Annotated in this window: 12 protein-coding genes; 1 reads left to right on the top strand and 11 read right to left on the bottom strand. The window is 69.8% G+C overall.

Going from position 1 to position 14,684, the window contains the following annotated elements; genetic code table 11:
* Positions 1-130: 130 nt before the first annotated feature.
* The 4 genes from AC1RN5_RS11270 to AC1RN5_RS11285 all read right to left on the bottom strand — a co-directional run bounded on the left by AC1RN5_RS11270 (position 131) and on the right by AC1RN5_RS11285 (position 4,681).
* Positions 131-1,042 (bottom strand): cell division protein FtsQ/DivIB, encoded by a 912-nt coding sequence (locus AC1RN5_RS11270; RefSeq protein WP_421930943.1) that lies wholly within the window; start codon positions 1,040-1,042, stop codon positions 131-133.
* Positions 990-1,955, bottom strand: coding sequence for a D-alanine--D-alanine ligase (locus AC1RN5_RS11275; RefSeq protein WP_421930942.1), 966 nt, complete (start codon positions 1,953-1,955; stop codon positions 990-992). The genes AC1RN5_RS11270 and AC1RN5_RS11275 overlap by 53 nt, the downstream gene beginning before the upstream one ends.
* On the bottom strand, positions 1,952-3,331 hold the full coding sequence (locus AC1RN5_RS11280) for a M20/M25/M40 family metallo-hydrolase (protein ID WP_493041236.1): 1,380 nt from the start codon (positions 3,329-3,331) through the stop codon (positions 1,952-1,954). Before AC1RN5_RS11280 ends, AC1RN5_RS11275 begins: the two co-directional genes overlap by 4 nt.
* 189 nt (positions 3,332-3,520) lie before the next feature.
* The gene (locus tag AC1RN5_RS11285) at positions 3,521-4,681 is read right to left on the bottom strand and encodes a hypothetical protein (RefSeq protein ID WP_493041237.1); all 1,161 of its coding nucleotides are present in this window, start codon (positions 4,679-4,681) and stop codon (positions 3,521-3,523) included.
* Positions 4,682-4,880: 199 nt separating this feature from the next.
* Between AC1RN5_RS11285 and AC1RN5_RS11290 the strand changes: the two genes are divergently transcribed.
* Positions 4,881-6,275: an FkbM family methyltransferase gene (locus AC1RN5_RS11290; protein WP_493041238.1), complete on the top strand. Its 1,395-nt coding sequence runs from the start codon at positions 4,881-4,883 to the stop codon at positions 6,273-6,275.
* 53 nt (positions 6,276-6,328) lie between these two features.
* Here the strand turns inward: AC1RN5_RS11290 and AC1RN5_RS11295 are convergent, their stop codons facing one another.
* The 7 genes from AC1RN5_RS11295 to murC all read right to left on the bottom strand — a co-directional run bounded on the left by AC1RN5_RS11295 (position 6,329) and on the right by murC (position 14,679).
* Complete coding sequence (locus AC1RN5_RS11295) at positions 6,329-7,723, bottom strand: FkbM family methyltransferase (protein WP_493041239.1); 1,395 nt, start codon at positions 7,721-7,723, stop codon at positions 6,329-6,331.
* A 267-nt stretch (positions 7,724-7,990) separates the two neighbouring features.
* Positions 7,991-8,764 (bottom strand): SDR family NAD(P)-dependent oxidoreductase, encoded by a 774-nt coding sequence (locus tag AC1RN5_RS11300; protein ID WP_493041240.1) that lies wholly within the window; start codon positions 8,762-8,764, stop codon positions 7,991-7,993.
* A 50-nt stretch (positions 8,765-8,814) separates the two neighbouring features.
* Entirely contained in the window at positions 8,815-9,597 is a 783-nt protein-coding gene (locus AC1RN5_RS11305; RefSeq protein ID WP_493041241.1) for an SDR family NAD(P)-dependent oxidoreductase, read from the bottom strand.
* A 340-nt stretch (positions 9,598-9,937) separates the two neighbouring features.
* Positions 9,938-11,743: an acyclic terpene utilization AtuA family protein gene (locus AC1RN5_RS11310; RefSeq protein ID WP_493041242.1), complete on the bottom strand. Its 1,806-nt coding sequence runs from the start codon at positions 11,741-11,743 to the stop codon at positions 9,938-9,940.
* A gap of 85 nt (positions 11,744-11,828) precedes the next feature.
* Positions 11,829-12,392, bottom strand: a complete 564-nt coding sequence (locus AC1RN5_RS11315) for a histidine phosphatase family protein (RefSeq protein ID WP_493041243.1) — start codon at positions 12,390-12,392, stop codon at positions 11,829-11,831.
* Positions 12,362-13,267, bottom strand: a complete 906-nt coding sequence (gene murB / locus AC1RN5_RS11320; protein WP_493041244.1) for a UDP-N-acetylmuramate dehydrogenase — start codon at positions 13,265-13,267, stop codon at positions 12,362-12,364. The genes AC1RN5_RS11315 and murB overlap by 31 nt, the downstream gene beginning before the upstream one ends.
* Positions 13,264-14,679, bottom strand: coding sequence for a UDP-N-acetylmuramate--L-alanine ligase (murC, locus tag AC1RN5_RS11325; RefSeq protein ID WP_493041245.1), 1,416 nt, complete (start codon positions 14,677-14,679; stop codon positions 13,264-13,266). Before murC ends, murB begins: the two co-directional genes overlap by 4 nt.
* Between the last annotated feature and the right edge of the window lie 5 nt (positions 14,680-14,684).

Consider the following 14,684-nt stretch of genomic DNA (forward strand, 5'->3'; position numbering starts at 1 on the left):
AAGCAGCTCACCTTGGACGCGCCAAGGTCCACCGCGGCGATCACCGGCTGGCGGCCAAGCGCGGCCTTCAGCCCCTCGCGGCTCTCCTTGCGGTCCTCAACACGGGTCGCCAACTGGTCTGCCCTCTTCCTCAAACGCCGTTCGCGACGAGTTGCCCGGGAAGGGCCCCGTCGCGCGGCCGCACCGCCACCACGCTCGGATCACGCAGATCGATCCGCTCGAAACCCAGTTCCAGGATGCGCTGGCTCTGATCCAGCTGCTCCAGTTTTATCAGGGCGCCGTCTTCGTCCACCGCCGGAAGCTGCACCAGCGATCCGTCCTTCAGCCGCAGATCCCAGCGGCGGTTGTCCACCCGCACCAGGGCCTCGATCCGCTCCATCAGCCGCGGTCGCGCGGCCACCTCGGGCAGGATCTCGGCGGCGTATTCATTGGCCCCCTCGCCGACGATCAGCGGCAGGCTGGGGAACTTGTCGGACCGAGCCTCGGGGATGATCTTCCCGTGGTCGTCGATCACGTGGCTCTGGCCGTTGTGCTGCCAGACGGCGAGCTGCTTGCGCTCCACCACCGCCAGGACCAGCGTGTCGGGCAGCAGGCGGATGACGCGGGCTTCCTTGACCCAGCCCACGGCCTCGATGCGCTGGCGCAGCTGCTCCAGGTCCAGGCCCAGCATCGGCTGGTCCTTGTAGACCCCGGCGGCGGCCAGAATGTCGGCGGTGGCCATGGGCGAGGCCCCCTGGACGTGCACCGCGTTGAGGCGGAAGCCGAGATGGGCGAACTGGCCGCCCACCGCGCCATTGATGGCCTGGGACAGCTTGTGGGCGCGGTCGCCGGTGGCCAGGGTCGCGATCAGGGCGATGGCCAGGACGCCGCCGGCGCCGATCAGCGCATGTTGCGGGGAGAGGCCGACGCCGCGGGCGGCGCCCAGCTTCGCGGGGGCGTACCCCGCAGGCGCCTTGGCCTGGGAGCGAGACTTGGAGCCAGCGGGCTTTCTAGCCCGGGGTTTCGCCGAAACTCGCGATCCCCCCCGCAGCGCCGCGGGCATAAGCGTCCTCCGTGATCCAAAGCACCAGGTTGTCAAAGTCCACGCCCTTCAGCGCCGCTTGCTCGGGGACGAGCGAAGTCGGCGTCATGCCGGGCTGGGTGTTGACCTCTAGAAGGACCAGAATGTCGTTAATGTCGTCATAACGAAGGTCGGATCTGGTAACCCCGCGACAACCAAGCGCAGCATGGGCGCGCTCGGCGAGCGCCATGGCTTTTTCCAAGACGGGCAAGGGAATTTGCGCCGGCAGGATGTGTTCGGAGCCCCCCTCCCCGTACTTGGCCTCGTAGTCATAAAAACCCGATCTGGGGACAATGTCGGTGACGGTCAGGGCCTTGCCGTCCATCACCGCCACGGCGAGCTCCTTGCCGCGGATATAGGGCTCGATCATCACCTCTTCGCCGAAGGTCCATTCGGGCGCGACGATCTCCTGCGGCGGCCGGTTGGCGCCGTCCAGAACGATATAGACCCCGACGGAGGACCCCTCAGCGTTGGGTTTCACCACATAGGGTGGCGCCATCACGTGGCCGGCGGCGGCCTCGAAGCGGTTGAACAGCCCCCCGCCCGGCACCGTCACCCCGGCGGCGGCCAGGACGGCCTTGGACTTGGCCTTGTCCATGGCGAGCGCCGAGGCCAGGACGCCCGAGTGGGTGTAGGGCAGGTCCAGGGTCTCCAGAACCCCCTGGACGCAGCCGTCCTCCCCCCACTCCCCGTGCAGGGCGTTGAAGCAGACGTCGGGCTTCAGCTTGGCCAGGACCTGGGCCAGGTCGCGGCCGGCGTCGACGCGGGTGACCTTGGCGCCGAGGCGCTCCAGGGCGTCGCCGCATTCCCGACCCGAGACCAGGCTGACATCGCGTTCGGAGGAGAGGCCGCCCAGCAGCAGGGCGACGTGGTGGCCGGAAAGGGGTTGGCTCACTTGGCCTCCGAGGCGAGCTTGCGGAAATCGATGTCGCTGTCGGCGACGGTGTAGAGGAAGGCGGTCCAGACCGCGACGTTCTGGGCCAGCTCCTTGGGATCGACCTTGTCCAGGGTGTCGTCGGCCGAGTGGTGCAGGTCGAAATAGCGGCTGGCGTCCTGGTGCAGGTCCACGACCGGCGCACCCAGGCGGACCATGGGGCCAACGTCGGAGCCGCCGAAGCGGCTGGGGTCGCCGGTGACGATCACCTTCAGGGGCGCGACCACCTTGGCGAAGGCCTTCATCTCGGGCGCGGCGGCGGCCCCCTTGGGCAGGTCGGCCTGCCAGATCAGGCCGGCCCCCTCGTCGCTCTCGCCCACCAGGACGATCTTGCCGATCTCGTCCTTGTGGGCCGCGGCGTAGGCCGTGCCGCTGCCGCCCTGCTCCTCGGAGCCGAACATCACCACGCGCAGGGTGCGGCGCGGGCCCTTGGGCAGGCTGGCGATGACCTTGGCGGCGCCGGTCATGATGGCGACGCCCGCCCCATCGTCGACGGCCCCGGTGCCGGGGTCCCAGCTGTCCAGGTGGCCGCCGATCACCAGCACCTCGTCGGGCTTCTCGCGGCCGACGATCTCGCCGGAGATGTTCCAGGCCGTCGCCTTGGGATCGAAGCTGGAGGCCATGTCCAGCCGGATGCGGATCGGCCGGCCGCGGGCGGCCATGTGGTCCAGCAGCTCGGCGTCGACGGTCGACAGCGCCGCGGCCGGAATGCCTGCGGGCGCGGCCCCGCCGGTGTGCGGCAGGCGGGTGTCGTCGGTGGAGAGGGAACGGGTCAGATAGGCCACGGCCCCGCGCTTGGCGGCCTCGACGGGGCCAGAGGTGCGCTGGGCGTTGATGGCGCCGTAGCCCGAGCCGTCCTGGGTGCGGGTCATCTTCTGGGTGACCACGGCGATCTTGCCGTTCAGGGCGCCGGGGGGCTGGGCCAGCAGGTCGGCATAGGCGGAGAAGACCACGATCTCGGCCTCAAGCCCGCCCGCCGGGGTGGGCGAGGAGCCGCCCAGACCCAGGATGTGCAGGGGCTGGGGATAGGGGGAGACGATGGCGGCGCTCTCGGCCCCGCGGGACCAGGCGCCGGTCTGGAAGGTCTCCACCTTCACGTTGGAAAAGCCCAGGCGCTTGAAGGTGGCGACGCTCCAGTCCTTGGCCCGGGCCATGGCCGGCGAGCCGACCGGGCGGCCGCCGACCTCGGTGGTCAGGCTCTCCAGGACCTCCCAGGCGGTGGGGTCGGTCAGCGCCTTGTCGCGCAGGCTCGCGGCGGTGGCGGCGAGGTCGGCGGCCTGGGCCGGGAGGGCCGTGAGCAGGGCGGCGCAGGCGGCCGCGGTCAGCAGGGTTTTCATGTCTCGGCGGTGCGACAGGTGGGGCGGAGAGTCAAGCCGGACGCCCCGTTTCACCTGTCGGTGGGCGTGGATGGAAGACAAGGCCCTTTGACGACCCCGCATGGGCCGCGAGGTGTTGCGGCGCAAGGGGTTGCGGGCTTGGCGGCCGGCCGACGGGGGCCGACATGTGACCGTCGAGGTCTCGCGGGGTCAGGCGTCGAACTCCAGGATCACCGCGTCCTCCCCGCGACCCGGAGCCGTCCGGCGAACCTCGGTCTCGGGGCGCCCGCCCCGGGTGCGGTAGACGAAGGTGGTGCGTTCGCCGTTGCGGCCGGTGACGGCGATCACCCGGCCCTCGGCGTCATAGGCGAAGCGGCGATGGGTGGTGTCGATGAAGCCGATGTCGGTGAGGGCGCCCGCCGCGTCATAGGCGAAGTCGTAGGTGTCGCCGGTGGGGCTGCTGACCCGGGTGTTGAGGCCCTGGCGGTCGAAGGCGTAGGTGACGGTCTCGCCGGCCTGGCTGGTGACGATCATCGTGCGGACCTCGCCGGAGAGGGTGTGACGGAAGGTGAGGGTCCGGTCGGTGGCATGCCCCCAGGGCTTGCGGGTGTCGTGTTGGGTGAAGGACTCCAGCAGCCCCGTCTTCGGCTCCCAAGACACCACCTGGGCGCTCTGGGCGTCGGACAGGTGGCGGACGTCGAGGCGGCCCTCGTCGTCGAAGCGCTCGGTCACCCCATCGCACCGGCGCCGCTCGTACCGGCTGGTCCTCTGGGTCTTGTCGCCGTTCCAGTCCAGCTGGGCCTGGGCGCAGACCGGTTCCGGCGACGGGGACCGCGGATCGATGGGCAGGGCGCCGGCCATGCCGAGGGTTCCGGCGACGCCATGGCGGGCGGTGAAGGCCACCCGGGCCGGCAGCGACGACATCAGGCCGGCGATGATCTCGGCCCGCTCGGCGGCGGGGAGATCCTTGGCCGCGATGGCGACGTCGGCGAGGGCCGTGGCGCCGCGCAGGGCCTGGGCCTGGGAGGGGACGCCGTAGATCGTGATCCCGCCGTACCCTTCCTCCATCACCACGATGGTGTTGTCGGGCAGGGGCAGGGCCGTGGTGTCGAAGATCGAGCCCCAACCCTCCCCGAACACCCCGTGGCCGGGGAAGACCTGCGCGGCCGGCGAGCGGTAGGTCCGGCGATAGCCGACGCCCGAGCTGGAGAAGGCCTCGTAGCTGAGGCTGAGGCCGCCGGTGCGGGCGTCGACATTGTCGAACTCGGCGGCGGTGTCGGCGGCGACGCGCTGACGGCGGGCCGGCTCGGCGGCGGCGGTCGAGGCGGCGAGGAGGCCGGCGAGCGCCAGCGCCGTGAACAGGGTTTTCATGCCTCCGGCGTGGGGCGACGCCCCGCCAAAGTCAAGCTTGCGCCCCTGGCGCGGGCCCGCAACCGAGGTGCAGCTTCCCGACCGAGCACCACCCAATGCGGCGGGCGGCCAGGCCTAGGCAGCCGGTGAGAGGCGTCAACGCATTGAGCATGCCGAAGCGCCGCTCTAAGAAGCACGTCATACGTGCGAAGGATGGATCATGGATTTTGCCGCGCTCGTCCGCGCCGGACGCCAGGCGGAGATCTTCGCTGCGCTTGAGCCGCAGTCCAACGCGGGGAGTCACGCGGCGTCGGGCAACCTGGCGATCGTTCATCGCTGGCTTGGCGACAAGGCCCAGCAACAATTCTACGCCCTGCGCGCCTATCAGCAGGATCCCTCGTCCGTCGACGGCGTGTCGACGCTGTTCACGGCCCTGATGGCCGGCGACCAACCGCGCCTGCTGACCGACATCTACGCGGCCTTTCCCAACAAGGGGCGGCTCGGGCGCGATCAGCACCTCTATGCGACCCTGGCCTATTGCCGGATCAACCGCATCGCCGAGGCGCAGGCCGCCCTCGACCGCATTTGCGATTTTCCCAGGGACCAGCCCGGAGACCTCCGGGTCGCGATGCGGCACGCCGCCGCGGCGGGTGAGCACGCCGAGGTTCTGCGCTTGCTGGATCGCCTGGGGGCCCTCGGACAGGATGTGGAGGGTCAGCGGGTGGTGGAGCTATTCGCAGCCAGCGACTTTCCCGCTACCGTTCGGTGCTTCGAGACCCACGCGGACTCGCACCCGTCCGTCGCGGCCAAAGCGGCTTTAGCGATGTTCTCCGCGATCATCCTGGGCGACCGCGAAAAGGTGTCGCGGCTGATGCCGGCGACTGCCGGAGACGCCTTCGCGCTGGCGCGTCTTTATCTCGACAAAGCCGAGGATGTGGAGGTGCGCGGTGACGTACGCAGATACCGGTTCCCCTTCGAACCGACCAACCTGACCGTCGCCATGTCCCACGCCCAGGGCCAGTTCTACGAGGCGCGCACCCTACGGCGGCTGAAGGGCCTGTTGACCCCCGGGGATCAGGTGATCGATGTCGGCGCCAACATCGGCAACCACACGATCTACTTCGCCGGAGAAGCGGGATGTCGGGTGCTGCCCCTTGAGTGCAACTCCAGGCTCGTTCCACGGCTCATGGCCGCTGTGGAGACGGCGGAGCTGACCGACCTCGTGGACTTGGCTCACCTCGGCAAGGCCGTCTCCGATGCGCTGGGCGAGATCACCTTCAACCTGCTGCGCGACGACTTTTCCAGCATCTCTCGCGCGCCGATCGAGGGGGCGACCAAGGTTCCGTCGATCACCCTCGACAGCCTGGCGGTCGACTCCTGCAAGCTTCTGAAGATCGATGTCGACGGCGGCGAGGTGTTGGTGCTCAGGGGCGCCGAAGGGCTGCTCTCAACGCATCGACCGATCGTGGCCATCGAGGTCAGCAACTTCAATACGGTCGAGATACTCGCCTTCATGGAGAGGCAGGGCTACGGAGTCGTACGTGAGGATTTCAGCCCCGCGACCTATAGCGACTTCCTCTTCGCGCCCTTGGAGAGCGAGTTTCCCTCTCGCTAGGCGCCACCGGACTGACCGAACCCAGAATGCTAGACTACTACTCCGTTAGCCGGTCAGTACTCCGGCAGGGTCATTTCCCGAGGCGCGAAGACGATATCGCTGTAGGTTTCCGGGTCGCTATCCTCCCGGTAGATGTCGTAATCCAGGCTTGAGAACAGCTCCAAGACGTGGGTCATGTTGTAGTTCATGACCTCGATGGCCACGATCGGTCGGCAGGTGGTCAGAAGCTGGCGAGCGCCGGCCAGGACAGGACGTTCGCCGCCATCGACGTCGATCTTGAGCAGTCGGCACGCGCTGAAGCCCAGGCTGTCGAGGGTGATCGCCGGGACCTCCTCGGTGTGGTCGCTGGCCGCCTGCGAGACATTAGAGAAGTCGTCGCGGATGAAATTGAAGTGCGCGGTGCCAACCGTGTCGGAGATCGCCGCGCCCAGATGTGTGAGATTCACCCGGTCTTCCAGCCCCGCCAAGCTCACCGCCGCGCGCAGGCGGGGAAGCAGCTTCGGATTACATTCAAAGGCGACGACCCGGCATCCCGCCTCGCCGGCGAAATAGATGGTGTGGTTGCCGATGTTGGCGCCGACGTCGAGCACCAGGTCGCCCGGCGTGAGCAGCCGCCGCAGGTTCTCCAGCGCGACCATCTCATAGAAGTTGCCGCGTGCGTGCTGCAGAGAGATGGACAGGTTCTCGGGGCTGAAGGGGAAGCGGTAGGTTCGCGTCCGACCCTGAATTTCCACCTCCTGGGCGCCGGCCAGGTAGTCGGCCGCGACCTTTGCCACCCCCTTGGGCATGCCGACATTCAGCGATGCGATTCGGGCGCGATCGCCGAGGGTTACAGCGCACAGCAAGGCGGTCTTACTAAGGGCCGCGACCTCCGGGGTCGTGTCGCGATGCGCCTCGAAGATGGCTAGGGCCGCCGCCATGTCGCCGGCCGCGAAGTACTGGGAGATGCGCCGCGCCTGAACGTTCAGTCCAGCGGCTTCAAGCCGGTCGAGGCAAGCCAGGGCCTGCCCATAATCTGACAGGGCCGACGCCAGCATGTACTTCACCTCGACATCGGCCGTCGTGGCGCTTGGGAAGCCCGGCGCGCGCGCGAGGGTCTGCATGGCGGCGTCGGTCCGGTTGACGCGGATGAGGGCCAGGGCCGCCAGCATGTGGTGGTGGTGATTGAGACGCGTCGGCCCCACGTGTGCGGCGTAAATGTCGGCCAACATGCGAAACTGGCCGGCGGAATAGAGGGCCCGGAACAGTGTGTTGAGGGCGGCCAGGGAATTCGGGGCCTGCTGGTAGGCGATGCCGGCGTAGGCGAGTTCCGAGCGACTGTCGCCGATCAGACGATAAACGACCGCAAGGTTGTTCGATGACGAGGCATCGCCGCCTCGGGATTTCGGCTCCAATTCCCGAATGACCTCCGCATGCCGACCGGCGCGGACGAGAGCGAGAACATCCATGATTTTGCGCCTTCCTGAGATCCGAACTCGCGGGTTTTCGGCGGAACCAACCCACCCCACAGTCGTGGCAGGTAACACGGGTTCGAGGTGTGATCCCAGCGGCTGGTTGGATTCTGCAAATGGCCAGCGACATCCCGCGCGCAGTGATCCGGGCGACGTGGCGGCGACGGTGTGGGGCGGGCCTGCGAGCGAGATATGCGGGCCGCGCTGATCGTCGCTGGCCGCCTTTCACCCGACCATGTTCCGCTGATCGAGAGGCCCCCTGCCCTACCGGGTCTGGCCGCCGTCCACCGGCACGACGGCGCCGGTGACGAAGCTGGCGAGGGGGCTCATCAGGAAGGCGGCGACGGCGCCGATCTCGGCCGGGGTTCCGAAGCGCTGAAGGGGGACCTCGCGGTCGATCCAGCGTTTCCAGGCCGCGGCGCGGGGACCGTTGGCGCGGTTCTCCCAGTCGCCGCCGGGGAAGACGATGTTGCCGGGCGCGATGGCGTTGACCCGCACGCCGCTGGCGCCGGCGATGCGGGCCAGCTCCTTGGTGAGGTGGTTCATGGCCGCCTTGGAGGTCCCGTAGGTGAGCGGGGTGCCCAGGGCGCCCAGGCCGGCGATGGAGCTGATCAGCAGCACCGACCCCTCCCCGCGCGGCGTCATCCGCCGCAGGGCCGCCCGCGAGAGGCGCCAGGCGGAGTCCAGGTTCTGGCTGAACCCCGCGTCCCAGGTCTCGTCGTCCACCTCGAAGCCGGGGGGACAGGGGTGCAGGCCGACATTGGCCACGGCGCCGAAGATCGGGCCGAACTCGTCCTCGGCGCGAGCCACGGCGGCCTCGATCACCGCGGTGTCGCGCATGTCGCCACTGATGGCGATCAGGCGGTCCTGGCCGTGGATCGCCGCCAGGCGGGCGCGGGTGGCCTCCAGCTCGTCGGCCCCGCGGGCGGTGATCACCAGCTTGGCGCCGTCGGCCAGGCAGGCCTCGACGATGCCCAGGCCGATGCCGCGGCTGCCGCCGGCGATGAAGATGACCTTGCCGTCCAGTCCGAGATTCATGTCGCGGGGTTCCTTGTTGTTCGCCTGTCCGATGGGGTCTTAGACCCGTTTCAGCGCGGGGCCATGCGGATGGCGCCGTCCAAGCGGACGTCCTCGCCGTTGAAGTAGCCGTTGACGATCATGGTCTCGGCCAGATGGGCGTATTCCTCCGGCTGTCCCAGGCGCTTGGGGAACGGGACCTGGGCGGCCAGGCCCGCCTTCACCGCCTCGCTGGCCCGCTGCAGCAGCGGGGTGTCGAAGATGCCGGGCAGGATGGTGTTGACCCGGATGGCCTCGCTGGAGAGATCGCGGGCGATGGTCAGGGTCATGCCGACGATGCCGGCCTTCGACGCGGTATAGGCCGCCTGGCCGATCTGTCCGTCCTCGGCGGCGACAGAGGCGGTGTTGACGATGGCGCCGCGGTCGCCGTCGGGCAGGACGTCGAGGGTCAGCATGCCGGCCGCCGACTTGGTGATGCAGCGGAAGGTCCCGATCAGGTTGATCTGGACGATGCGCTCGAAGTTCTCCAGCGGGTACTCCTTGATCGCCCCGGTCTCGCGGTCGCGGGAGACGGTCTTCACCGAGCCGCCGACCCCGGCGCAGTTGACCAGGATGCGCTCCTGGCCGATGGCGGCGCGGGCCTTGGCGAAGGCGGCGTCGACCTCCTCGCTGGAGGTGACATTGACCTTGCAGAAGACGCCGCCGAGTTCCTTGGCCAGGGCCTCGCCGAGCTCCTCGTTGAGGTCGAAGAGGGCCACCTTGACCCCGTGAGCGGCCAGGCGCCGCGCCGTGGCCGCGCCGAGGCCCGAGGCGCCGCCGGTGATGACGGCGGAGATGCTGGAGTCGAGTTTCATGGCGTGGGCCTTTCGCAAACGATGGATCGAGATGGCTGTCCTTCTCCCCTTGCGGGAGAAGGTGGCGGGCGAGGAGCACGCTGGATGAGGGCGCGCGCTCCGCTGCCCGAAACAAACTCCGTCATCCCGGGCGACCGCAGGGAGACCCGGGAGCCAGGTGACTGGGCTGGGCTCCTGGGTCCCGGCTCTCCGCTTCGCTGCGGCCGGGATGACGTGGAGGGTAGATGTGCGGGCCCCGTGCGACCCCTCATCCGACCCTGTTGCGCAGGGCCACCTTCTCCCGCAAGGGGAGAAGGACAGCTGAGCCGCCGCCGCACGTTCATCCTGACCAATCCTGGCATCACCGCGCCAGCAGGCGGGCGGGGATGGGGATGGGCATGTCGAGGAGCTGCTGGGCCTTGCCCTTGGCGAGCGGGTCGAGACGCAGGCTGGAGAACTGGCCGCCGCCCAGGGCCTGGATGCAGTGCAGGTTCAGGGCCTGGAGGCCCGGCAGGTCGTAGGCGATCACCTGGGGCGCCTTGGCCCCCTCGAACTCGTGGGCGAAGAAGGCCTTCACCGCCGGGGGGGAGAGCGCCTTGCGGATCCAGGGCAGGTAGTCGGGGCGCCGGGCGATGACCCCGATATTGAAGGCGTCGCCCTTGTCGCCCGACCGGGCCCACGCGACCTCGATCAGGGGAACCTGGACCACCGCCTCGTCGGCGGGGGCGGCGGGCGCCGGCGGACGGACGACCATGGCGGGATCGAAGGGCCTGGCCGGGGGCGGCGCCTCGACGGTGAAGGTTCGATCGCCCACCGACACCGTGGCCGGGACCTCGGCGCGGGGCAGCAAGACGGAATAGACCCGCGCCACCGGGGTGATGGTCGGCGCGCCGCCGAACCAGCCGGTGGAGCCGACGCTCATCGAGGTGGTGGGCGAGGCGAATTCGCGGGCCAGCAGGGCGAGCGCCTCGGCGCTCTCGTGCTCGGCGCCGACCCGGGCGACCACCTCGCGGACGGCCATCGCCTCGGGACGGGCCTGGGCGCCGTAGGAGGATTCCGCCCCCAAGAGCTCGATGCGGCTGTCGCGAAGGGGCGGCAGGTTGCGGTCGCGCAGCATGTCGCCGAGCCGTTCCAGCAGGGCCTCGGCCTGGCGCTGAGCCTTGCGCGCGGCGTCGCGGCCCACAACCGGCATGGCGCCGATGAAGCGGTAGCCGTCCTCGAAGGTGATGCAGACCTTGTAGGCGCCGCTGGCGGGATAGCCCCTGGCCCCCGTCACCCGGACCCGGTCGGGGCCGAGCGCCTCCACCCGCACCTGGGTGAAGTCGCAGACCACGTCAGGCAGGGCGTAGCCCTGGGGATCGCCCACCTCGTAGAGGATCTGCTCGGCCACGGCGGCCGGTGAGACCAGGCCGCCGGTGCCGGGGGGCTTGGTGACCACGAAGCTGCCGTCGGCCTGGCACTCGATCACCGGATAGCCGATGTGGGCCCAGTCGGGGACCTCCTCCCAGTCGGTGAACAGGCCGCCGGTGGCCTGGGCGCCGCACTCGATGACGTGGCCGGCGAGGGAGCCCGCCGAGAGCCGGTCGTGGTCGCCGTCGGTCCAGCCGAACTCGTGCATCAGGGGACCGAGGGCCAGGGCTGAGTCCACCACCCGGCCGGTGATCACCATGTCGGCGCCGGCGGCCAGCGCCTCTGCGATCGGCCGGCCGCCGAAATAGGCGTTGGCGGTGAAGACGCGGGCGGGGTCCGGGAAGGCCGCGCCGGTGAACATCTCCGTCAGGCCGCGGGACGACAGATCGTCCAGGCGGTCCATCAGGTCGTCGCCCTCGACGACGGCGATCTTGAAGGTGAGACCGGCGGCCGCGGCCAGCTCCTCCATGCGCGCGCGGCAGGCGTGGGGATTGAGGCCGCCGGCGTTGGTGACGATCTTCACCCCCTGGGCCTTGAGCTCCTGGAGATTGTCCTTCCAGACCCATTCGGTGAAGTCGCGGGCGAAGCCCTGGTCGGGGCGGGCGGCCTTGAGCTGGCCCAGGGCCGACATGGTGGCCTCGGCGAGGTAGTCGAGGATCATGTAGTCGAGCTTGCCGCCCTTGAGCAGCTGCGGCGCGGCCACCGAGGAATCCCCCAGGAAGCCGCCGGCCCCGCCGATTCTGACCACCTTGCCCATGACCGGCGCCTCCCAACGCGGATGTCGGGCGACAGCTAGTCCCCTGCCGTAGGGGGCGCCAAGGGGCGATCGGCGGCGGGGCGGGTCAGACGCCGACCCGCGCGATCAGCCGGTTCCCGGCGTCCAGCAGCAGGGCCTCGGGCAGGCGCAGGGTCTTCCAGAGCTCGGCGTCGCACCGCCCGCTCTCCCGGCCCAGGTAGGCGGCCAGGATCGTGCCGTGACTGCCCACCATCAGCGGTCGCGCGGGATGGCGCAACAGCCCCCCGCCGAACCGCGCCGCCGCCTCCCCCGCAGGCTCCGCGCCCTCAATGCCAAGGCGGGGGTTCTCCAGCAGCCGGGCCACCCGGGCCTCGAAGGTCGCGGTGTCGGTGAACGGCCAGGTCGGGCGGTGCAGTTCGGCGAAGGCGGCGTCGGTCTCCACCGTCAGGCCCAGGCCTTCGATGAGGATGCGCACGGTCTCCAGCGCCTTGATCTCAGGGCTCGATACGGCCGCGGCCGGCTTCAGATGCTTCAGCTTGGCGGCCAGGGCCTTCGCCGCGGCCCGGCCCTCGTCGGACAGCGACCACTGGGGCGGTGGAACATCCGGGTCCTGGGCCGGCGCGGCGTGCCGGATCAGGATCAGGGCCGGCCGATGCGCTTGATTTCCCATTCGAGCTCGATCCCGGTCTTGGCCTTCACGTCGGCGCGCACCGCCTCCCCCAGCCCTTCCAGGTCCGCGGCGGTGGCCTCGCCGGTGTTGATCAGGAAGTTGGCGTGCAGGGGCGAGAACATCGCCCCGCCGAAGGGCTTGCCGCGCCAGCCGGCCTCGTCCACCAGCTTCCAGGAGGAATGGCCGGGGGGGTTCTTGAAGGTGGAGCCACCGGTCTTCTCGCGGATCGGCTGGGTGGTCTCGCGCCGCGCGGTGATCTCGGCCATGCGGGCCTCGACGGCGGCGGGGTCGTCGGGCGTTCCTTCGAAGAGGGCGCCGGTGAAGATCAGCCCGCCCTCCGCGGCCTTGGCGGATTTGCGGTAGGAGAAGCCCATCTCGGCGTTGGAGAGCGTCACCCGCTCCCCGCTCCGGGTCACGGCATAGGCCTCCACCAGGACGTCCTTGGTCTCGGCGCCGTAGCAGCCGGCGTTCATCATGGCCGCGCCGCCGATGGAGCCTGGCACGCCGCGATAGAATTCCAGGCCGGCGATCCCGGCCTTGGCCGCCTCGCGGGCCACCAGGGCGTCCAGGGCCGCGGCCCCGGCATAGATGCGGTTGTCGCCGCGCGGCTCGATCTTGCCGAAACTTCGGCCGGCCAGGCGGATCACCACGCCGGCGACCCCGCCGTCGCGCACCAGGGTGTTGGAGCCGACGCCCAGCACCGTCACCGGCACGGCGGGATCCAGGCCCTTCAGGAAGTCGGCGAGGTCGTCCTCGTCCTGCGGCAGGAACAGAACCTCGGCGGGACCGCCGACCCGGAACCAGGTGAAGGGCGCCAGGGGCTCGTCGCGCAGCAGCTTGCCGCGGACCTTGGGAAGGCGATCGCGCCAGCTCACTTGGGCGCCAGGGCCTCGAGCTGCGCCGGCAGGGCGTAGGCCCAGCTGGTGATGTCGCCGGCCCCCAGGCAGACCACCAGATCGCCCGGCTTGGCCTCGTCGGCGATGACGCGGGCCAGGGCGGCGGGGCTCTCCAGGGCCACGGCGCGGCGGTGGCCGAAGCGGCGCAGACCCGCCACCAGGCCGTCGCGATTGGCGCCCTCGATGGGGCTCTCGCCGGCGGTGTAGACGTCCGACACGATCACCACGTCGGCGTCGTTGAAGCAGCCGCAGAACTCGGAAAACAGGTCGTGCAGGCGCGAATAACGGTGCGGCTGGACGACGGCGATCACCCGGCCGCCGGTGACCGCGCGGGCGGCCTTCAGCACCGCGGAGATCTCCACCGGGTGGTGGCCGTAGTCGTCGATGATGCGGATGCCGCCCGCCACGCCGACGGTGGTGAAGCGCCGCCCCACCCCGCCGAAAGTGGTCAGGCCCTTGCGGATGTCGGCCTCCGACACCCCCAGCTCGCGGGCGATGGCGATGGCGCCCAGCGCATTCATGACGTTGTGGTGGCCCGCCATGGGCAGGTGCAGATCCTCCCAGCGCATCGCCTCGGCGTCGCGCGGCGCGATGACGGCGTCGAAGCGCGAGCCGTCGGGACCCATGGTGATCTTCTCGGCGCGGACCTCGGCCTGGGGATTGGTCCCGTAGGCGATCAGGCGGCGGTTGACGACCTTGGCGGCCATGGCCTGGACGTCGGGGTGGTCGGTGCAGACGGCGGCGAAGCCGTAGAAGGGCACGTTCTCCACGAAGTCCTGGAAGGCCTTCTTCACCGCGTCGAAGTCGCCGTAATAGTCCAGGTGCTCGGGGTCGATATTGGTGACGATGGCGCAGGTGGACTTCAGCTTCAAGAAGGTGCCGTCGCTCTCGTCGGCCTCCACCACGATCCACTCGCCCTCGCCGACCTTGGCGTTGGTGCCGTAGGCGTTGATGATGCCGCCATTGACCACGGTGGGGTCCATGCCGCCCGCGTCCAGCAGGGCGGCCACCAGGGAGGTGGTGGTGGTCTTGCCGTGGGTGCCGCCGACGGCCACGGAAAACTGAAGGCGCGTCAGCTCGGCCAGCATCTCGCCGCGATGCACCAGGGGCAGGCGCCGTTCGCGGGCGGCCAGCATCTCGGGATTGTCGGCCTTGATGGCGGTGGAATAGACGATGGCCGAGGCGCCCTCGATATTGGCCGCCCCCTGGCCGATGAACACCTTGATCCCCAGCTTCTCCAGCCGCTCGGTGTTGGCGCCGGCCTTGGCGTCGGAGCCCTGCACCGAATAGCCGATGCGCAACATGATCTCGGCGATGCCGCTCATGCCGATCCCGCCGATGCCGATGAAGTGCACGGGGCCGACGGGAAACGGGACAGGACGGCGGTTCATGGGAT

It is taken from the genome of Phenylobacterium sp. GW821-FHT12F10, assembly GCF_058806695.1.